Annotated in this window: 14 protein-coding genes and 4 tRNA genes; 8 read left to right on the forward strand and 10 right to left on the reverse strand. The window is 35.2% G+C overall.

Features of this window, described 5'->3' with window-relative positions; all coding sequences use genetic code 11:
• The first annotated feature begins 15 nt into the window (after positions 1-15).
• The 8 genes from OEW74_RS04530 to OEW74_RS04565 all read left to right on the forward strand — a co-directional run bounded on the left by OEW74_RS04530 (position 16) and on the right by OEW74_RS04565 (position 13,677).
• Positions 16-3,117 carry a TonB-dependent receptor gene (locus OEW74_RS04530; protein ID WP_265427369.1) on the forward strand — a complete coding sequence of 1,034 codons (3,102 nt, stop codon included), beginning with the start codon at positions 16-18 and terminating at the stop codon, positions 3,115-3,117.
• Between the two features lie 68 nt (positions 3,118-3,185).
• Positions 3,186-3,932, forward strand: coding sequence for a glycerophosphodiester phosphodiesterase family protein (locus OEW74_RS04535; RefSeq protein WP_265427370.1), 747 nt, complete (start codon positions 3,186-3,188; stop codon positions 3,930-3,932).
• A gap of 427 nt (positions 3,933-4,359) precedes the next feature.
• Entirely contained in the window at positions 4,360-7,338 is a 2,979-nt protein-coding gene (locus OEW74_RS04540; RefSeq protein ID WP_265427371.1) for a SusC/RagA family TonB-linked outer membrane protein, read from the forward strand.
• Positions 7,339-7,347: 9 nt separating this feature from the next.
• A complete protein-coding gene (locus OEW74_RS04545; protein WP_265427372.1) occupies positions 7,348-8,796 on the forward strand; it encodes a SusD/RagB family nutrient-binding outer membrane lipoprotein in 1,449 nt (482 codons plus the stop codon).
• A 19-nt stretch (positions 8,797-8,815) separates the two neighbouring features.
• Complete coding sequence (locus OEW74_RS04550) at positions 8,816-10,399, forward strand: calcineurin-like phosphoesterase C-terminal domain-containing protein (protein WP_265427373.1); 1,584 nt, start codon at positions 8,816-8,818, stop codon at positions 10,397-10,399.
• 164 nt (positions 10,400-10,563) lie between these two features.
• The gene (locus OEW74_RS04555) at positions 10,564-11,277 is read left to right on the forward strand and encodes a 3-ketoacyl-ACP reductase (protein WP_265427374.1); all 714 of its coding nucleotides are present in this window, start codon (positions 10,564-10,566) and stop codon (positions 11,275-11,277) included.
• A 424-nt stretch (positions 11,278-11,701) separates the two neighbouring features.
• Positions 11,702-12,529 carry a 50S ribosomal protein L11 methyltransferase gene (prmA, locus tag OEW74_RS04560; RefSeq protein ID WP_265427375.1) on the forward strand — a complete coding sequence of 276 codons (828 nt, stop codon included), beginning with the start codon at positions 11,702-11,704 and terminating at the stop codon, positions 12,527-12,529.
• 302 nt (positions 12,530-12,831) lie between these two features.
• Positions 12,832-13,677, forward strand: coding sequence for an SH3 domain-containing protein (locus OEW74_RS04565; RefSeq protein ID WP_265427376.1), 846 nt, complete (start codon positions 12,832-12,834; stop codon positions 13,675-13,677).
• 325 nt (positions 13,678-14,002) lie between these two features.
• On the opposite strand, the gene OEW74_RS04570 is transcribed toward OEW74_RS04565, so the two are convergent.
• From OEW74_RS04570 to OEW74_RS04615, 10 genes are all read right to left on the reverse strand, one after another.
• Positions 14,003-15,403: a TolC family protein gene (locus tag OEW74_RS04570; protein WP_265427377.1), complete on the reverse strand. Its 1,401-nt coding sequence runs from the start codon at positions 15,401-15,403 to the stop codon at positions 14,003-14,005.
• Between the two features lies 1 nt (position 15,404).
• Positions 15,405-16,562, reverse strand: coding sequence for an HlyD family secretion protein (locus OEW74_RS04575; protein WP_210149889.1), 1,158 nt, complete (start codon positions 16,560-16,562; stop codon positions 15,405-15,407).
• A gap of 12 nt (positions 16,563-16,574) precedes the next feature.
• A complete protein-coding gene (locus tag OEW74_RS04580) occupies positions 16,575-16,976 on the reverse strand; it encodes a DUF3302 domain-containing protein (protein ID WP_265427378.1) in 402 nt (133 codons plus the stop codon).
• A 74-nt stretch (positions 16,977-17,050) separates the two neighbouring features.
• Positions 17,051-17,695: a hypothetical protein gene (locus tag OEW74_RS04585; RefSeq protein WP_265427379.1), complete on the reverse strand. Its 645-nt coding sequence runs from the start codon at positions 17,693-17,695 to the stop codon at positions 17,051-17,053.
• A 104-nt stretch (positions 17,696-17,799) separates the two neighbouring features.
• Positions 17,800-18,408, reverse strand: a complete 609-nt coding sequence (locus tag OEW74_RS04590) for a Crp/Fnr family transcriptional regulator (RefSeq protein ID WP_265427380.1) — start codon at positions 18,406-18,408, stop codon at positions 17,800-17,802.
• Between the two features lie 227 nt (positions 18,409-18,635).
• Positions 18,636-18,890, reverse strand: coding sequence for a GIY-YIG nuclease family protein (locus OEW74_RS04595; protein WP_265427381.1), 255 nt, complete (start codon positions 18,888-18,890; stop codon positions 18,636-18,638).
• A 524-nt stretch (positions 18,891-19,414) separates the two neighbouring features.
• Positions 19,415-19,488: transfer RNA gene (locus tag OEW74_RS04600), tRNA-Arg, on the reverse strand.
• A 236-nt stretch (positions 19,489-19,724) separates the two neighbouring features.
• A tRNA-Arg gene (locus tag OEW74_RS04605) sits at positions 19,725-19,787 on the reverse strand.
• Between the two features lie 244 nt (positions 19,788-20,031).
• Positions 20,032-20,094: transfer RNA gene (locus OEW74_RS04610), tRNA-Arg, on the reverse strand.
• A 138-nt stretch (positions 20,095-20,232) separates the two neighbouring features.
• Positions 20,233-20,307: transfer RNA gene (locus tag OEW74_RS04615), tRNA-Pro, on the reverse strand.
• Between the last annotated feature and the right edge of the window lie 149 nt (positions 20,308-20,456).

Here is a 20,456-nt window from a genome sequence, read left to right on the forward strand (position 1 = left end):
CAATTAATCTATTATATGAAAAAAGCAAAGATTTTATTGGGACTTCTGTTTTTGGGAGTAGGAACTATTGCCTATGCACAAACAACGCAAGCTTCTATTGTAGGGAAAATTACCGGAAAAAATGTTCAGGAAAAGGTGAAAGTTACCATCGTGAATGAGTCTACCGGTTTTCGTACAGTAACAGAAACGAATTCTAAAGGGGAGTATATTTTTAAAGAAATACCTTTGGGAGGACCATATACGGTGATTGTAAATGACGAAAAAAAGGAAGGCTACAATGTGAATTTTGGTGATCAGGTGACTGTGAATCTTGATTTAGACGAAAGTGAAAAAATGATTGAGGAAGTAATAGTCAATGGAAATCTTAAAAATAAAATAGGAAACTTAGGAGCGGCAACTGCCATTTCAGCAAAGAATATAGGAATTTTACCGGTAAACGGAAGAAATTTTACCAGTCTTACAGATTTGTCTCCTTTAAGCGGTAAGAACGGAAACTTATCTGGTCAGTTAGGTTCTTCCACCAACTTCACCATTGATGGAATGACAGCGAAAAACCCAACTTCTGCAGGTTCTACAACCAGCCGAAGCGGTGCGCCTTTTTCAATTTCGATTGAAGCGGTAAGAGAATTTAAAATCACAACCAACCAGTACGATGTTACCTTGGGTAGAAGTGGAGGTGGAACGGTGAGTGCGGTTACAAAATCAGGAACCAATAAATTTTCGGGAAGTGCTTGGGAATATTTGAGAACCAACTGGCTTTCGAGCCCGTATGATATTCGTGGAAACAAAAGAGATGTTGATTTTTCTACTTCTCAGTTCGGGTTTTCATTAGGTGGACCGATTATTAAAAATAAGTTACATTTTTTCGCAGCTTGGGATCATCAGTTAGATTCGAGACCGTTGCAGATTGCAGATATCAAATCGCGTGAAGATGAGTTGAGATTAAATACTACAACTGCGACACTTAATAAATTCCTTGATATTGCAAGAGCAAAATACGGCGTTGGAAATTCTCCACAATTTGGAAGTTTCGATAAAGTAAGAAATTCAGATGCCGGATTTTTACGTTTAGATTGGCAGATCAATGAGAAGAACTTATTGACCTTAAGAAATAATTTTACGTATGATTTAAATAAAAACGGATTAGGAGACAACACCGCAATTAATGCATTTGAATCTTACGGAACTGATAAAAACATGGATAATAGTTTGTTGTTAACTTTAAGATCTAATTTAAAGCCTAATATAACGAACGAATTAAAAGTTCAGCATTTATATACTTTCCAGGACAGTTATCAAAGTGACCAGTTGGGGCATGCTGTTCCGAGAGCGATTGTAGAAAATATAATCACGAATATTGACGGAAACAAGGCGACAAATATTCAAATCGGAGGTCACCGTTTTGCGCAGGAAAGCTTCAAAAATAATGTGATCCAAATCGTAGATAACTTGTATTACAATACCGATAAGATCAAATATACTTTTGGGGTAGATTTCATGTACACAAAAGCGAGATCTGTGTACGGAAGTGAGGTCAACGGAAGATTCCATTTCAGAGAAAATCCTACAGTGAACGGTGGCGATAATCTGTTTAATTTTAATAATCTTATTTCTAACCGATTCTACAGAGAAGTTCCTTTGGTAGAAGATCCGTCTGTAAAATCGAGTATCTGGAATGCCGGAGTTTATGGGCAATTGCAGACGAAAGTGGCAAGAGGTTTAGATTTTATGGCTGGTTTAAGGCTTGATTACGGTGGTTATCCGAAAGCTCAGTTTAATCAGAAATTATTTGACGAAATGGGGATTAGAACAGATAATCAGATCAAATCATTTGTTATTCAGCCAAGATTTCAGTTTGAGTGGAATGTGAATGAAGGAAATAAAGATTTCTTAAAATTCGGAGCAGGAATTTTCTCGTCTGATATTAATAATTATATGGTCATCAATAATTTGGTGTTTGATGGTAATCATTTGGCAACGGTGGATGTTAATCCTTCTCAGATTGGTCTTACTCCAGATTTCAATAGCTACAGAAACGATTACAATACCATTCCTACATTGTCACAATATCAGCTTCCTACAATCAACTATACACGGGAAGATGCAAAAATTCCGATTGTTTACAAAGCGAATATTTCTTATACGCATTTCTTCAACGAAAGATTCAGAGCGGGACTTGCAGGTTACATGGCTTTAGGAAGAAACAATTATTTCTATTATGACAGAAACATGGTACAAAATCCTTATTTCACATTAGATAACGAAGGTGGAAGAGGTGTTTTTGTTCCGATTGGTACAATAGCCGCCAATGGTGTAATGGATTGGAAAAACAGTAGAATTAACAATAACTTCGGAAGGGTTCTTGAATTGGTAAGTGACGGTAAAGTCAATCAGTTTTCATTTGTAGTTGATACAAGTTATCGTTACTGGAAAGATGGAGAGATTACGGCAAGTTACACTTGGTCTGATATTAAAGATAATACTTCATACAACGGAAACGTAGCGAATTCTGCAACGTTGTCTACATTGGTAGAAAGTGATCCCAGAAATTTGAGAATGACCTATTCTGATAACCAATTCAGAAATAAGGTGGTATTATACGGAAACTCACCTACAATTGCAGGATTTACTTTAGGAATCAGATATTCAGGAATTGGAGGAACGCGTTTCTCTGTGACTTCTGGTGGAAATATTAATGGAGATTTTGTGGATACTAATGATTTAGCGTACATTTTCCCTCAACTGACGCAATCTTTGATCGAGGATCCTGAAGTTGGAAAAGCTTTAAAAAATTATATCACAGATTATAACAACCAAATTGCAGAAAGAAACGGAGGAAAGAACGGGTTCTACGGAGTTTGGGATGTACGTGTTGCGAAAAAAATCAAGTTTGAAAAAATTGGAGCTTTTGAGCTTTCTGTTGATATTTTCAACCTTGCCAATTTGCTTAACAGAGAATGGGGGGTAAACAAATCGTACGGAAACATGTCTTTATACAGAATAAGCAAGTTTGACCCGGTTACAAAACAGTTTGAATATGCTAAAAATACCAGCGGTTTGGCGCCTTTATCAGGGAATCCTTATCAGATCCAGATCGGAGCAAAATATTCATTCTAAAAAATAAGTACTAATTTTATCTAAAAGTCTGAAAAATGGCTTTTAGATTTTAATGATTAATTGATATTATGAAAAAGTTTATCTTAGGGTTTGCAGTTTTAACAACCGTTTTTATGAATGCACAAACCCAAATTATAGCGCACAGAGGTTATTTTCAGACGCAGCCTCCAACAACGGAAAATTCTATTACAGCATTACAAAATGCTCAAAAATTAAAGATCTATGGATCTGAGTTTGATGTAAGAATGTCTAAAGACGGCGTTTTGGTCATTAACCACGACGAGCATCACGGAAAAATGGAAATTTCTGAAACCGATTTTAAAGAACTGGCAAAACTGAAACTTTCAAACGGTGAAAAATATCCTACTTTAAAGGACTATTTGAAATCTGGTAAAAAAGACAAGGCTTTAAAGCTTATCGTAGAAATAAAACCAGCAAAGACAGAAGCTTTAGAAAACGAAATGGTTGAAAAAACCGTTAAGATGATTAAAGAAATGAAGCTTGAGTCTCAATGTGAATACATTTCGTTCAGTTTAAATATCTGCAAGCAAATCAAAAAGATAGCTCCCGATTTTAAAGTTCAGTATTTAAGAGGTGAGCTTTCTCCACAACAGATTAAAGACGAAGGTTTAGACGGGTTAGATTATCATTATTCAGTATTTCAGAAAAACCCAACATGGATTTCTGAAGCCAATGCTTTAGGATTAATCACCAATTCCTGGACGGTAAATGATGTTGAAGTTTACAATGAATTAAAAAAACAAGGAGTAAAATTTGTTACTACCAATATTCCGGATCAATTGAAGAATAAGTAATATTCTAAATTTTTTTCTATTATATAAAATCTGTCTCATTCGGGGCAGATTTTTTTGTTTAAATAAGTTTAATTTTTTGCTCCGGAGGAGCAAAACCTTTGTAGCAAAATTACATCAACAATCTTAAGCTCCGGAGGAGCGACACTTCAATTTCAATTCATGAAAATTGAATACAACCGACCAACCATCAACTAAACCCCATTAACCACTTTTTATTTTCTCAGGAAAAGACAATAAAGTTATGCTAAAATAACTCACTTTTTATATTAAAAATGGTTCATTCTTTTAATGCACTGTGAGCTAAAAACTTATGCGTTATCGTTAATCATAAATTAATATGACGTTCAGAAATTGTTTAAAATATGTTAAAACCGTATTAAAGCTATGCTCATCATAGCTTTCTAATTTTGCGCAAACAAAAAAGTGTATGCGTAAAGAGACTCAAAAATTACTTCTTTTATCTGTGTTAGGATTGGTGAGCGTCAATATGGCAGCTCAGCAGCAGGTGAAGAAAGACACAATCAAGAATATCGATGAAGTTGTAGTGACCGCTCTGGGTATCAAAAGACAAGATAAATCCTTAGGTTATGTAGCCGAGAAAGTAGATGCAGAGGTTTTTGAAAACATTCAGAACAACAACTGGGCTCAAGGTCTTGAGGGGCGTGTTGCCGGTTTGAAAATTCAGACTGCAGGAGCGGGACCTTTAAGTTCTTCCAGAATAACGTTAAGAGGTGAAAAATCTTTTAACCTTGACGGGAACTATGCTTTAATTGTTGTAGATGGTGTTCCTTTGAGTAATTCCACAACCGGCACCGGAACTGCAGCCTATGGTGCAGGAACGGGAGGAGATTTGCCCATCGATTTAGGAAACGGTTTGAATAGCATCAATCCTGATGATATAGAATCTGTAACGGTACTAAAAGGAGCTTCTGCAGCAGCTTTGTATGGTTCAAGAGCAGCAAACGGAGCTTTGATGGTCACCACAAAATCTGGTAAAAGTAAAAATGGAAAACTTAAGGTTTCTTTTAATTCTTCTTTAAGCTTTGATTCTGTTTTAAAATGGCCAGACTATCAGTATCAGTACGGACAGGGAACTTTAGCTAAAAATACAGCAGGAGAGTTTTTCTATTCTTACGGAGCATCTGCCGATGGGGTAAGTACAGGTGGAACGAGTAGTGCTTTCGGACCAAAGTTCAACGGACAGTCTTATTTCCAGTATGATCCTAATCTTTTAGGACAAAGTGCAGAAAGACAATTGTGGAGACCGTATGAAGATAACATAAAAGGTTTTTGGGAAACGGGTGTAACTTCTTCTAATAATATTTCTGTTGAAAGCAGTACAGACAAAACAAGTTTCAGAACATCACTTTCTTATCTTGATAATAAATGGATGATGCCCAATACAGGATTCGACCGTTTTAATATGGCATTCTCATTGGATCATAAAGTAACAGATAAGTTTAAAATTTCAACAAAATTCAATTACGCCAATACAAAAAGTGACAATCTTCCTGCAACGGGATACAATAACCAGTCGATTTCTTATTTCATGATTTTCCAGAATCCGAATGTTGATTTGGCTTGGTATAAACCGATTTGGAAACCTGGTCAAGAACAGGTCGATCAGATTCACCCATTCAGTTCTTTTATTGATAATCCTTATTTAATCGCTTATCAGATGTTAAATGGTGTTGAAAAGAAAATGATTACAGGAAACATTTCAGGAACGTATGATTTTAATAAAAACTTCAGTTTGATGTTGAGATCAGGGATTGAAATGCTGGATGAAGAAAGAACAACAAAAAGACCTTACAGTTCTGCCAATTATCTGAAAGGTTTCTATAGAGAACAATATATTAAGAATAATGAGTTTAATAATGATTTATTATTCACATTCAAAAAAGATTTCAATAAATTTAATATTACCGCAAATGCAGGAGCAAGTGTTCGTTACAACGAATATGTAATGAATGATTACCGAGCGGAAGGTTTGAAAGTAATTGGAGATTACAGTTTAAATAACGCAATTTCTTTAATTACAAAAGTTCCGAAGCCAAATGATCAGCAAACTAATTCTGTGTACGGTTTGTTGAGTGCAAATTATGATAACTTGGTGTTTTTGGATGTTACCGGAAGAAACGACTGGAGCAGCACGCTTCCTGTACAGTACAGATCATTCTTTTATCCGTCGGTGAGCAGTAGTTTTATTCTTTCGGATATATTTAAATTATCAAGTCCGACTTTCAATTATTGGAAATTAAGAGCTTCTTGGGCAAAAGTTGGGGTTGCAGGTCTTCCTTATCAGTTAGATAAATATTACACACCAAGTGATTTTATTGGTTCAGTTTTAACACCAGGAACCTATCCAAATCCATTATTAAAACCTGAAGATAATACCAATATTGAAGCTGGGATGGATTTTTCATTGTTGAAAAACAGATTGAGTTATAATGTAACACTTTATCAGAATGATACCGATAATCAGATTATTACCATTCCTACATTATTAGAATCTGGTTATTCAAACAGAATTATTAATGCCGGAAAAGTAAGAAACAGAGGTGTTGAGATGAGCATGAATGCAATGCCTTTCAAAACCCAAAACTTTAGCTGGAACATTTCAGCAAACTGGACTTTAAACCGAAATAAAATCCTGACTTTACCTGACGAATTTGCCGGAGAAAGTTCTTACACAATTTCTACTGTAGCCGGAGTTTTATATTACAACGCAGTTGTTGGCGGTTCTTTGGGAGATCTTTATGGTTTTAAATTAGTGAGAAATGCAGATGGACAAGTAGTTTATGATGCAACGACAGGACTTCCTTCAAGACCAGATCGAGTAGAAAAAGTAGGAAATGCATTCCCGAAATGGAGAGCTGGTTTTCAAAATGATTTTAAAATTAAAAACTGGCAGATCAGCTTCTCATTTGATGGTCAGTATGGTGGAATGGCATATTCTCAAACGCATCACAAAATGTCTGAGCAAGGTAAGCTTGAGAATACTTTGATGGGAAGAGATAATCCAAGTGGAACGATTGTAGGACAAGGTGTTGTTTTAAATCCTGACGGAACTTACAGTCCGAATACAAAAGCAGTTGGTTTAGCTGCATATTACGGTGATTACTACAGAAGAGCCAATATTGAAACCAATACTTTCGATACTTCATTCATTAAACTGAGAGACGCAAGAATCGCTTACTCATTTTCAAAAGAGGTAATTGCTCCTTTAAAACTTACTGAACTTACTTTGGCAGTTTTTGGTAAAAACCTTTGGATGTGGACGAAGTTCCCAATGTTTGATCCGGAAGTTGCCGCTCTTAACGACTCTACAATTACTCCGGGTGCTGAAATTGGTCAGCTTCCAACGGCAAGAACTGTCGGTTTTCAAGTTAATTTAAAATTCTAAGATCAACCCATGAAAAAAATATTTTTATCTACCGCAATTGCTCTTTCAGTTTTTAGTGTGAATTCTTGCGAAAGAAGCTTTGAAGAGATCAATACAGATACAAGCAAAATAAAACAGCCTTCTGTAGGAAGTTTTCTGGTTCCGATTCAGTACGAAATGGGATCTTACGGATACAACAGAGCCGATGATTTTACATTCGATATCATGCAGGTTGCTCTGGATTTTCCTAATGAAGGAAATACAGTAAGCCGTTATTATTTAACCGAAAGTACCGGAAACGGATACTGGAATACAAGCTACAAATGGCTGAAACAGGTAAAAGAGCTGAATGAAGCTGCAAAAAAAGAAAACAATAATAATTATCTGGCAATTTCTAAAGTTCTGAATGCATGGATTATGGCGAATCTTACCGATGCATTTGGCGATGTTCCGATGACGGAAGCTTTAAGGCTTGAAGAAAATATCATGAGACCAAAATACGATAAGCAGAAAGATATTTACTTATTCCTTTTGGATGATCTGAAAGCAGCAAATACGCTTTTTGATACCACAAAAACTTTAAGTGAAGGCGATCTTTTCTTTCAGGCAAATGCAAGTACGGCCGGGATTATAAAATGGAAAAAATTCTGTAATTCTCTTTCATTAAGACTTTTAACAAGGATTTTGAATAAGAACGGCGAAGTAAATGTACATGCGAGAATTAGCGAAATTGTAAATAATCCAACGGTTTATCCAATTTTTCAAAGTAATGCAGATGGAGCTACTTTAGATATTTCAGGAGTTGCACCATTGATGCCGCCGATTGCAAGACCGCAGGATTTTACTGCATATAGAGCTTCAGGTGGATTTTTCACTCAGACTTTGGTAGACAATAATGACCCAAGATTAAGTCTATTTTTTACTCAGGCTAAATCAATTCCTGGAAATGCCAATATTGGTTATAAAGGAGCACCTTCTGGCTATGCTTTAGGAAGTTCTTTTGATTATCAGCCTTCAAATTTAAATCAGAATTTAGCAAAAGCTCCGCTGAAAATTTTGGTAATGCCTTATGCTGAACTTCAATTTATTCTTTCTGAATTGGCTTTAAAAGGAATTATTCCGGGAAGTGCACAGACGTTCTATGAAAGTGGCGTGAAAGCAACTCTTGAGCAATGGGGAGCAACAATGCCTGCAAATTATTTTGCCAATCCTAAAGTCGCTTACAACGGAACTTTAGAAAGAATCATGCTTCAGAAATATGTGGGATTATTCTTTGTCGACCATCAACAGTGGTACGAGCAGAGAAGAACAGGATTTCCTGTATTGCCAAACAACGGAGGCTTGATGAATAACGCAAAAATGCCTCAGAGAATGCCTTACCCAACGGTTACAAAAGTTCAGAATTATGACAATTATGTAACAGCTTCTCAAAATATGGGTGGTGACAATATCAATACAAAAATGTGGTGGAATCAGTAATCTTTTAAAAATATTAAAAATGAAATTTAAATTAATTATACCGTCTTTACTTATTTCAGCGATGGCATTTTCTCAGGCATCCGTTTCAGGATATGTTTTTGAAGACATCAATAAAAACCAGAAGAAAGAAAAACGTGAAAAAGGACTTGAAAATATAGCCGTTTCTAACGGAGCTCAGGTTGTTTTAACCGATAAAAACGGAAGATACAGCTTGCCGATTATAGAAGGTCAGACGGTTTTTGTCATTAAACCATCGGGTTATATGGTAGCTTTAAATCAAAATAATTTACCGCAATATTATTATCAATTTAAACCTAAAGGTTCGCCTGCAGATTTTAAATATAAAGGAACTGCACCTACAGGAGAACTTCTGAAAGAATTAAATTTTGCTTTACATAAACAGAACGAAAGCAAAAACTTCGACATTCTGGTTTTCGGAGATCCGCAACCTTACACAGAAAAACAGCTGGATTATTTTAAAAGAGCGATTGTAAACGAAGTAAAATCAACCAAGAAAAATGCAGTTTTCGGGATCAGTCTTGGAGATTTGGTAGGTGATGATTTAAGTCTTCAGAAACCTTATGCCGATGTGATGAAAGAAATCGGTTTGCCTTGGTACAACGTGATGGGAAATCATGATATGAATTATGATGCGAAAGAAGATCAGCTTTCTGACGAAACTTTCGAGGCTAATTTTGGTCCTGCAAATTATTCTTTCAACTACGGAAATGTACACTTTATCGTACTTGATGATATTCTGTACCCGGATCCGAGAGATGGAAAAGGATATTGGGGAGGCTTCAGAGAAGATCAGATTCAGTTTATCGAAAATGATTTAAAACTGGTCGATAAAAACAAACTGATTGTTGTTTCTTTCCACATTCCTTTAGATCACAATAATGAAGATAATTTCAGAAACGCAGACCGCCAGAAATTATTTGATGCGCTGTCTCCATTTGCAAATGCATTGATGTTGTCAGCTCACACGCATATTCAGCAACAGATTTTTTACGGAAAAGCTCAAGGCTGGGAAGGTACAAAAGACCTTCACGAATATAATGTAGGAACTACTTGCGGAGATTGGTGGTCTGGAACTTCAGACGAAATCGGTTTGCCGACTTCTACCATGAGAGATGGTACTGCAAAAGGATATTCTTTCATCAGTTTTAATGATAATCAGTACAAAGTAAAGTACAAAACAGCAGGAAAACCTGAAGATTATCAAATTCAATTGTATGTTCCGAAAGTGATTCCTCATCCATCGAAAACCTCGGCTAAAATTTTGGCAAACTTCTTTATGGGAAGCAAAAAAGATAAAGTAGAGTACAGAATTGACGGCGGAAAATGGGAAGAAATGGAGTACAACGAAACCATCGATCCCAACTTTGCCAACTCGGTTTTTAAATGGGATGCTACAGACAAAATATTTCCAGGAAGAAGACCTTCAAATCCGGAACAGTCAAAACACATCTGGACTGGAGGATTTGGAAACAAATTAACTCTTGGAAAACACAAAGTTGAGGTGAAAGCACTCGACATGTACGGAAATGAATTTTCGGCATCAGAAGAATTTGAGGTTCAAAACTCTGTTCTTATTCCTTAGAATCAGTTTTTACTTTTTATATATTACTTTCAGAAACCAGCTTATTCGTAAGTTGGTTTTGTTTTGATATAGAATTTCCTGATGATTAATTTTTATTAAATCAAAAATATAAACACTTGTTTGAAAAAATGGTTTTGTAAATTTGCACCATAAAATTTTAAACAATGAATCTAAAGGGAAAAAACGCCATCATTACCGGTGGTGGAAGAGGTCTCGGAAAAGCAATCGCTTTAATTCTTGCGAATGAAGGAGTGAATATAGGAATCACAGGAAGAAACGAAGAAAACCTTAAAATGACTGTGGACGAAATCCAGAGGTTGGGTGTAAATACAGCATACGCAGTTTTTAGTATCGATAATGAAATTCATGTGAAAGCAGGAATAGAATCGATTGTAGATCAATTGGGTGGAGTAGATATTTTGATCAACAATGCTGGAATCGGAGATTTCGGTTCTATTGAAGAGATGCCTTCAGAAACTTGGGAGCAGGTAATCAAAACTAATCTTTTTGGAGTGTATTATGCAGCTAAAGCAGTGTATTCATATTTAAAAGAAAAAGGTGAAGGTGATATTGTAAATGTAGCTTCTACAGCAGGTTTGAAAGGCGGACCAAATATGTCGGCTTATGCAGCTTCAAAAGCAGCAGTGGTTTCTTTATCTCAGTCGATGATGGCAGAATGGAGAAAGCAAAACATTCGTGTAATTACTTTAACGCCGAGTACAATTGCTTCAGATATGTCTATCCAAGGAGGTTTAACAGACGGAAACCCTGATAAAGTTCTTCAGCCTGAAGATTTTGCAGAATGGGTAAGAGATATTTTGAAAATGAACAGACGTGCTTTGATTGCAAACGGTTCTATTTTCTCTACAAATCCTTAATTTAGAAGTTAGAAACTAGATAGTAGAAGTTAGTATTAGAAATGCTAAAATTCCCCTTCCTTGAAGGGGTGGATTTTGTGAAAACAAAAAGACGGGGTAGTTATAAATAATAACAACTTCTACATTAAGATAATAAAATCAATTGGAGCGGGCTTTAGCCCGCTTTTTTATGTAAAGTCTGTCATTGCGAAGAGCGAAGCGATGAAGCAATCTCAAATTTTAAAAGCAAAGTGTGTCATTCTGAACGGAATAAAATGAAGTGAAGAATCTCAAAAAAAAGCCTAAATTCTTCCTTCGTCAGAATGACAACTGTTTCGTTTTTGTGTTAAAAAAAACACAATTCGATTTCGCTCAGCATGACATCTCTAATACTAATAGCAAAGATTCTAATGTTAATTCTTTATTTTTGCAACAAATTATTCACATGCAAAATTATTTAGAATTCGATTTCAAGATTTCTCCGCTTCAGCCTTGGAACGAAATATTAATGGCCGAGCTTATCGAGATAGGTTTCGACAGTTTCACAGAAGAAATTCATGGTATTTTAGGATATATTCAGAAAGAGCTTTTCAAAGAAGAAGAATTGAAAGCGTTGCCACTTTTTCAAAATGAGGAAGTGAAAATAGAATATACTTTCACCGAAATGCCCAATATCAACTGGAATGAAGAGTGGGAAAAGAATTTTGAACCCATCAATATCGATGATAAAGTATTAATCAGAGCAGAATTTCATGAATCTGTTCCGGGAATGCACGAAATTGTCATTCAGCCTAAAATGTCTTTCGGAACGGGTCACCATCCAACAACGCATTTGATGATTCAGCAAATGATGGATATCAATTTTAAAGATAAGAAAGTTTTAGATATGGGTTGCGGAACTTCGGTTTTGGCGATTTATGCAAAGCAAATCGGAGCTGGAGATACAAAAGCCATTGATATTGATGAATGGTCAGTTGAAAATTCAAAAGAAAATGCTGCAAGAAACGGTGTAGAATTGGATATCGAACTGGGAACTGCAGATAATTTAGGAAAAGAAAACTACGATATTATTTTAGCTAATATCAACAGAAATATTCTGATTTCAGATATTCCAACTTACGTTTCTGTATTAAATGAAGGTGGTAAATTATTACTTTCAGGTTTGTGTTTCTTCGATGTTGATGATATTTTGGAGGTTTGTAAAGAAAATAATTTAGAACTGAAAAAGAAACTGCAGCGTGAAGAATGGGTAAGCTTATTGCTTGAAAAATAAAATCTGTTATTATAACTCGTTGTGCATTTTAATTTTGTCTTTCGGAAATAAGTGAAACGGCTTTGTTTATCTTTATTCCAGTAATTTTTTAAAATTCCTTGTCTATCCTTGCGTTTTTAATCGCTAAGAAAGACAAAGTTCATTCAGATAGATTTCTTTTTTTAAGATAAACAAAGGCATTTTATTTAACAAAGAAATACAATAGCTTAAATATCCAGTATTTAAAAATATCCTCAAAATGTACAACAGGTTTATTATAATATTTTAATTTCAAGCTTAGCCTCAACCTCAATCTAATTAATATGAAACCATTCATCACCGTTTTATTTTTATGTATTATTCAGTTTTTTTCAGCACAGGAAGAAGATTATGAATATGCAAACGGAGTTTTTTATTTTGAAGAAAATAAAACGCAGAAAATTTTTACCGATTTTACAAGAATCAGACAGTCACCCAATGTGAATGCCCAAATTCTCGATTCTTTACAAACGAATCAGCAGATTTTGATTCTTAAACAAGATGAAACGATTTTGAAATTAGGTGAAAGAAGAGCCAATTGGTACAAGATATCTTACCAGAAAGGTGATAAAACGTCAGAAGGCTACGTTTGGGGCGGAAATCTTTGTGTAGGTTACAGAACTAAAAACGGATATGATTTTCTTTTTGGTTTAACGAAAACGATTAATAAAAAAGACAAAGAATATCCTGAGATTGTTATCAAACAAAATATTGCTTCCATTAAAATGGTTGAAGGAAATACGCTGATTGATGAGGTTGCTTTCGATACCGGTTCAGGCGAAAGTCTGAGCTACGGAACTTTTACCATTGAGAGCAATCATAAGCTGAAAAATGTAGAATTTACTTTAAAAGCCATGGTTTCTGGTGAAGCTTGTGGAATTGCAAGTTACGACCAATATGTTTTGGTAAAAGATAAAAAAATGATCGTGCTTCCTCAATTGATGAACGTAGGTGATGCAGATGTTTATTATCACAGTGAACAATTTGTTTTTCCTAACGATAAAGGCGGAATTCCCGATGCTTTTATCTTTAAAACACAAGAGATGGAAAAAGATGAGAAAGAGCGTGAAAAGAAGAAAAACGCCTCAAAAACGTATCTTTGGGATGGCAATTCTTATCGATTGAAATAATCTTAATTATAAATTTGAAAACCACTGTATTTTTGCAGTGGTTTTTATTTTATTTAAACTGAATATTTGAGTACATGACAAAAAATAATATTTAATTTTAACCGCAAAAGCTACAAAAGAAATGATTGAAAAAGGGAAATTTCAAAAGAATACAAAAGGTACAGTATCAATTCAGTATTAGTTTTGCCAACTTTTGAATCACTTTTACCATCATAAAATCTTTTGTTTCTTTTGCGGTTAAAAAATAGCATGTACTAAAATTGAATACATAAAAAAGGTCCCAAGTCTGCTTTTCTTTTTTGAAAAGCCACTCAGACCAATATTTCTAAAAATGTTCAAGACCATTAGCTCCTAAAGCCATATAAAGATTGATTCTTTCAATACGCTGTTGCAGGTCGAGGTCGATGATATTCATCTCTTTTTTTATCAAATCTCTCTGTTTTTGGAGTAAGACAAAACTATTATTGCTGCCTACTTTTATTTGTTTTTTCGTTAAATCAACATTCCTTTCCAGTGAAGAAATTGCCTGTTTCTGAAAAACATTTTGCCTTTCGATAGAACTGAGATTGGCTAATGCAGATTCTACTTCATTATAGGCCAAAAGCACTGATTTTGCATATTCTTCAATCACTTGTTTTTGCTTTGAAGTTTTTACTTCAACATTCTTTTTCAGTTTTCCTCCGTTGAAAATTGGGGTTGTCAATCCGCCGCCAACTTTTATTAAAGGGTTGGAAAAAAGATTACTGATGGCTCCAACATTGGTTTCTGCTGCACCAAAAGCTGCACTGATGTTGATAGAAGGCAATCTTGCCGCTTTCGCTTCCTGAACTTCGTAAAAACTGGCTTCTATCTGAAACTGCTGCGCCATAATATCTGACCTTTTTTCTAAAAGACTTAAAGGAAAATTGGCTGGAATTTCCTGTTTTAAAGCTGAAAACTCTGCATTAACTCTCAATAAACCTTCCGGATATCTTCCGCAAAGCATTTCTAAACTTCTTCTGGATTGCGAATTGGCATTTTTTATTTTTTCAAGATAAGAATTCAGCAAAATAATTTCACTTTCGATGTTGGATAGATCAATTTCATTGGCAGTTCCGACCTTATTTTGAACCAGATAAATCTTTTTCAAATCTTCGGTCATACCAATATACTGACTGATTTTTTGTTCCTGATATTGCCCTGCAATATTAAGGTAGTAAGCTTTGGCAATCATTGCAGCGACCGATTGTTTCAACATTTTTTGTTGAAATGCCGCCGAATAATACTGACTTACGCTCACCATTTCAGCCGATTTATTTTTTCCCCAAAGGTCGAGCTCCCAATTGGCTTTTAACTGCAAATTTCCAATATGAGTTCCGCTTACAAGATTGTTGCTGGTGTTTGCCAACGCATTTACACTTGGGTAAAGGTTACTTCCTGCAATATCCATCGACAATTCTATTTGATTCAGCTTTTCTTTAGAGATAATGATATCTGCGTTGTGAGCAAGTCCTTCCTTTACCAAAACTTCAAGCTCGGTTGTAATAAGCTCATTCATCCATTGATAAGAAAAATCGGGGCTGTCTGTTTCTTTATCTTGAATCCATTTATCGGGGATTTCGATGTTTGCTTTTATTTCGCTGGTGTTTTTTAAATCTTCTACTTTTTCAGGTGTTGCATTTTTGTAGCCAATACAAGAGGTTAAAGTCAGTAACAAAACGCTTGCAATACTTATTTTCTTTACCATTTTAGTGAAGTTTTAGAATTAAGTAATTGACTTTACTGTTCACTCTCACCATCACTTTTCTGATTAAATGTAAAGGTTTAATGTTATCAGAATAAATAACAGCTGTACCTCGCGCACCGACTGTTAATGGTTTTTCTTTTTCATCTAAAACAAATTTTGCAATCAATTTTCCGTCAGTTTCGGGCAATTGTCTTGCGGTATCCGGAATTCCGGCTGTTGTTCCGTTGCCGCCAAACATTCCTCCTGCATTATTCATAATACCCTGGCTTGTTGCATCGATTACATATTCCAGTTTTGCTTTTACCACTTTTCCGGGTGAGGTTTTTAAGGCAAGTTCTACCTCATCACCATTTTTTACAGCTTCCAATTCGTTTTGAGAAAAGAATGCAATGATAGACTGCTGTTTTTGAATTAAAACAAAAGCAGATTTGAACGGTGCGATGATTGCTCCTTCGTTCAGCTGTACGTTGGGAATAAAACCGTCTGTTGGTGCTAAAACAACCGTTTGAGAAAGATTCCATTTTGCCTGTTCTAATTTAGCTTTGATTTCCGAAACTGAAGCGTTTTCTCCGTTGTAATTAGAGTTGTATTTGGTTTCTAAAGATGATTTCTGAGCGTGTGCTGCACTGATTCTTGATTGCAGATCCTGTGAAGTTGACATTGCCTGTTCCAAATCAAATTTATTGGCTGCACCTGCATTTACCAATTCCTGATATTGCTTTATTCTTTTGTTGCTTAAATCCAATTGAGATTGCAAACTCAAAATATTTTTACGTGAAGCATCAATATCTGAATTGTAAGACGAAACGGTAGATTTCATATTGCTCAATTGCGCTTCCAAAGATTTTATTTCTTGCTGATAAGGCAAAGGGTCGATAGTGAATAACGTATCTCCTTTTTTAACTTCCTGATTGGTTTTTACATATACTTTTTTTACTCTTCCTAAAGTTTGGGTCGTAATATCTACGCTTCGGTTACCTACTTTTACATCCGATGTAATAGGGCAGAAGTAATTCAGACTTAAAATAAGAGCAATAGACCCGAAAATTGGCAAGGAATAGACAACAACCTGCGTATTGAAATTCCAAGGAATTAATTTTAATTTTTTGATGAGAAGCCAGCAAATTCCGGCATATATTCCGATAAGTAATTCTAACATAATTTTTTATTCTTAATGATTTTGTGTTTCTTCTAAAACCGATTGGTTTTCTTCAATTAAAATTTCTTCTTTTCTGTTTGAAGAATCTAAATTTTCTGAATCTGAAGAAGGTTTTTTTTCTTTTTTGTAATCGTAGTTTGCCCATATTAAAGCAACCGGCCAAAGCAGACCGCCAAATACCAGCGAAAGCAGACACATGCTTTTGATAGCGTTTAATTGTGGATGGTTTTTCTTTTCCGCCACTTTTTCAGGATAAATATGAACTTTCCAAAAAAGAAATATTCCGGCAAATGGTAAAATAAGCATGATAAGCCAAGATGCTGTATCTGCGATAGTGTCTTCTAAAGTTCCTGTGGAAGCATACGAAAGGCCACAACACAGGAATACACACAGTATTGTAAGTAATTTTTGCATAATAAAATAATTGGGATAAAAATCCCGGCATATCAGTTAAGATAATACCGAGAATCATAAAGCATGATAAAAAACTAATTTTTAGTTCCGTATTCTTCGCGAAGTACACTGCGTAAGAAATCGGCATTTTGATGATAAATGGTGATTTGCTGTGGGCTTAAAATCTGGTCAAAAGCTTTGTCGGCTTTCTTCAATGCTTTGTATAGTTTGCGTTGAGCATTGTTTTTACCTCTATTGTTATTTGCAGAAAAGTAGATGTCTAAATCTTTTCTTACGTTTTCTACCACTTTCTGATTAATGTTGAAAACCGGCGTCAACTGGTCGTTGCTTAAATCTAGCATACGTGCCATAATCATCGTTCTGAAAGTAGCAGCTCTTGCGATTTTATTTTCCTGAAAAAGCTGAAACTGTGCAGGTGAAAGAATTTCCTGTAAGGCAAGATTTCTTTCTTTTAAAATTTTTGCAAAACTTTCGAAATTTTCTTTCTGTGAAGAATTTTGAGTAAAGCTTTTTTGGTCTAAATTTTCTACCGCCGCAGCAGCTTGTACATTGATTTCATAAATCTGTTGTGCCTGTAACGGTGTCATATTAAGAAATGACATTTCCTGGGTAATGTAAGTACCAATTTTTTCTACTGGTTGAGTTTGGGCATTTAAGGTGTTACTTGCTAACAGCATGAATAAGCTTACTGAAGCTATTCTTAGAATTTTTTTGTTCATTGTTTTTTTTGTTTTAAATCATACTTTTTGTACAATAGACTGTGATATAGGTTTTTGTACAGTGCAAAATTAAAACGAAGAAACTCTGAAAAACTATTCTTAAGTTATTTTTTCGGTGGCGGTTTTTTTTGTATGCGGGCTGTTAATCTGGATAAAGAATTAGGTGTAATTCCTAAAAAATTGGCTATATACTTACGGTTTGCATTCCTTGTAATGTAAGGACGGTTTTTTACAAAAACTTCATAACGAGCGCTCGGAGAATCGCTGCACAATTGCTCTGTACGATTGCGTAAAGTACCGATGATCACTTTTAGAGATTTAATGTAAAACTGAAAAATGCCTTTATGCTGAAAAGCCAGTTCCTCGAACTGATCTTTTGGGAACAACAATAATTGAGTATCCACAAGCGCTTCAATCGTGTATTTTGTCTGCTTTTGGTCGTCATAATATTCAGGAATTCCGGCTATAATAGCGTGTTCCTTTTCTGAGGTAAAAAAAATATTATTTTCGGTACCATCATCAGAATCGAAATACCAACGCAATAAGCCAGTTGTAAGTACAAAAACATGATCAAATAAATCACCTGACTCAACCAATTTTGTTTTTTTTGAAAGAAATAGTGGTTTACCAATTTTAGATAAAGCATCACGCTCTTCATCGTTAAGCGGATGAAGGTAGTCTAAATTTTTTAATAGTTCCGACGGTGTTGCCATCTTTTTAAAGGTCTAAAATCAGAATATTAAAAATAAATAAAAAAATTGATAAAGGAAAAAGGTTAACGATTAATGACGAGATCTTTTGCTTTTAAAAAGTTTAAATAAGCTTTTAATGTTTTGAAAAATAAAGCTATAAAACAAAAAAACTCACAATTTCTATTGTGAGTTTTAAGTGAGCGCGAAAGGATTCGAACCTTTGACCGTCCCGATTGAATCGGGATGCTCTATCCAGCTGAATTTTTAATTAATCCAACAATTTTAATTTTGCTTTTCCATGATTTGATTTGTAACTCTCTTTTGTATGCAGAGCTTTTATCAGGGAATTCTTCAAAATAGACAATAATCCAGTCTTGGGTTTTTGAAGTATATCCTTTATGGTTTGAAAGATGCTTTTTTAATCTTTCCTGTAAATTTTCACAGGAATTTCCAACATAATATTTATCTAAAGATTTAGAGTAAAGTATGTAACAAAAACACATGAAACTAATGTACACAAAAAAACTCACAATTTTCATTGTGAGTTTTAAGTGAGCGCGAAAGGATTCGAACCTTTGACTGTCCCGATTAAATCGGGATGCTCTAGTTAGTTGAATATTTATTGAAGGATGTTAGAAGAAACTATACGTTAAAATATAGGGACGCCATTAAAAACAAAAAAACTCACAATTTAAATTGTGAGTTTTTATTGATCGCCAACGGATTCGAACCTTTGTCCGTCCCGATTAAATCGGGATGCTCTAGTTAGTTGAATATTTATTGAAGGATGTTAGAAGAAACTATACGTTAAAATATAGGGACGCCATTAAAAACAAAAAAACTCACAATAAAAATTGTGAGTTTTGAGTGAGCGCAAAAGGATTCGAACCTTTGACCGTCCCGATTAAATCGGGATGCTCTATTTAGTTGAATACTTATTGAAAAATTTTAGAAGAAACGATGTGATAAAATTTAGAAAAATCATTAAAACAAAAAAAAACTCACAATAAAAATTGTGAGTTTTAAGTGAGCGCGAAAGGATTCGAACCTTTGACCGTCTGCTTAGAAGGCAGATGCTCTATCCAGCTGAGCTACGCACCCATTTGCAATTTTTAAGAAATTACTGAAAACTTTTAAATGGTTGTATTCATCTTTGACCGTTCCGAAAATCAGAATGCTCGAAGCTGAGCTATGCACCCAGTAAATAATTTTGAGAAAACTATGTAAACAGTCGGGGCGGCAGGATTCCAACCTGCGCCCTCCTGGACCAAAACCTGGCGCTATGACCGCAATACGATACCCCCCTAAAATATTTTTTTAAAAAAACAAAAACGCGGAGGGTAAGGGATTCGAACCCTTGACCGTCTGCTTAGAAGGCAGATGCTCGATCCAGCTGAGCTACGCACCCATGTGCAATTTTTAAGAAATTACTCAAAACTTTTAAATGGGTGTATTCATCTTTGACCGTTCCGAAAATCAGAATGCTCGAAGCTGAGCTATGCACCCAGTAAATAATTTTGAGAAAACTATGTAAACAGTCGGGGCGGCAGGATTCCAACCTGCGCCCTCCTGGACCAAAACCTGGCGCTATGACCGCAATACGATACCCCCCTAAAATATTTTTTTAAAAAAACAAAAACGCGGAGGGTAAGGGATTCGAACCCTTGACCGTCTGCTTAGAAGGCAGATGCTCGATCCAGCTGAGCTACGCACCCATGTGCAATTTTTAAGAAATTACTGAAAACTTTTAAATGGTTGTATTCATCTTTGACCGTTCCGAAAATCAGAATGCTCAAAGCTGAGCTATGCACCCATTAAATAATTTTGAGAAAACTATTAAAACAGTCGGGGCGGCAGGATTCGAACCTGCGACCTCCTGGTCCCAAACCAGGCGCGATGACCGGACTACGCTACGCCCCGATTAAAGGTCATCTTTTAACAAGAATTACCTTGTTTTTTGTGGGTGCAAAGATAGAATATTTTTTTATAATTCAAAATAAAATTTGAAATAATTTTTCGTGAATATTGAAGTTTTGTTTCTTGATTACCCTTACGATGTTAATTATCAT

Source organism: Chryseobacterium sp. YIM B08800 (assembly GCF_026163565.1).
Taxonomy (GTDB): domain Bacteria; phylum Bacteroidota; class Bacteroidia; order Flavobacteriales; family Weeksellaceae; genus Chryseobacterium.

Excerpts from the sequence above, each read along its gene's own strand:
- OEW74_RS04550 (WP_265427373.1), top strand. The coding sequence starts at position 8,816 with ATGAAATTTAAATTAATTATACCGTCTTTACTTATTTCAGCGATGGCA.
- OEW74_RS04570 (WP_265427377.1), bottom strand. The coding sequence starts at position 15,403 with ATGGTAAAGAAAATAAGTATTGCAAGCGTTTTGTTACTGACTTTAACC.
- OEW74_RS04535 (WP_265427370.1), top strand. The coding sequence starts at position 3,186 with ATGAAAAAGTTTATCTTAGGGTTTGCAGTTTTAACAACCGTTTTTATG.
- OEW74_RS04565 (WP_265427376.1), top strand. The coding sequence starts at position 12,832 with ATGAAACCATTCATCACCGTTTTATTTTTATGTATTATTCAGTTTTTT.
- OEW74_RS04580 (WP_265427378.1), bottom strand. The coding sequence starts at position 16,976 with ATGCAAAAATTACTTACAATACTGTGTGTATTCCTGTGTTGTGGCCTT.
- OEW74_RS04540 (WP_265427371.1), top strand. The coding sequence starts at position 4,360 with ATGCGTAAAGAGACTCAAAAATTACTTCTTTTATCTGTGTTAGGATTG.
- OEW74_RS04575 (WP_210149889.1), bottom strand. The coding sequence starts at position 16,562 with ATGTTAGAATTACTTATCGGAATATATGCCGGAATTTGCTGGCTTCTC.
- OEW74_RS04595 (WP_265427381.1), bottom strand. The coding sequence starts at position 18,890 with ATGTGTTTTTGTTACATACTTTACTCTAAATCTTTAGATAAATATTAT.
- OEW74_RS04530 (WP_265427369.1), top strand. The coding sequence starts at position 16 with ATGAAAAAAGCAAAGATTTTATTGGGACTTCTGTTTTTGGGAGTAGGA.
- prmA (WP_265427375.1), top strand. The coding sequence starts at position 11,702 with ATGCAAAATTATTTAGAATTCGATTTCAAGATTTCTCCGCTTCAGCCT.
- OEW74_RS04555 (WP_265427374.1), top strand. The coding sequence starts at position 10,564 with ATGAATCTAAAGGGAAAAAACGCCATCATTACCGGTGGTGGAAGAGGT.
- OEW74_RS04590 (WP_265427380.1), bottom strand. The coding sequence starts at position 18,408 with ATGGCAACACCGTCGGAACTATTAAAAAATTTAGACTACCTTCATCCG.
- OEW74_RS04545 (WP_265427372.1), top strand. The coding sequence starts at position 7,348 with ATGAAAAAAATATTTTTATCTACCGCAATTGCTCTTTCAGTTTTTAGT.
- OEW74_RS04585 (WP_265427379.1), bottom strand. The coding sequence starts at position 17,695 with ATGAACAAAAAAATTCTAAGAATAGCTTCAGTAAGCTTATTCATGCTG.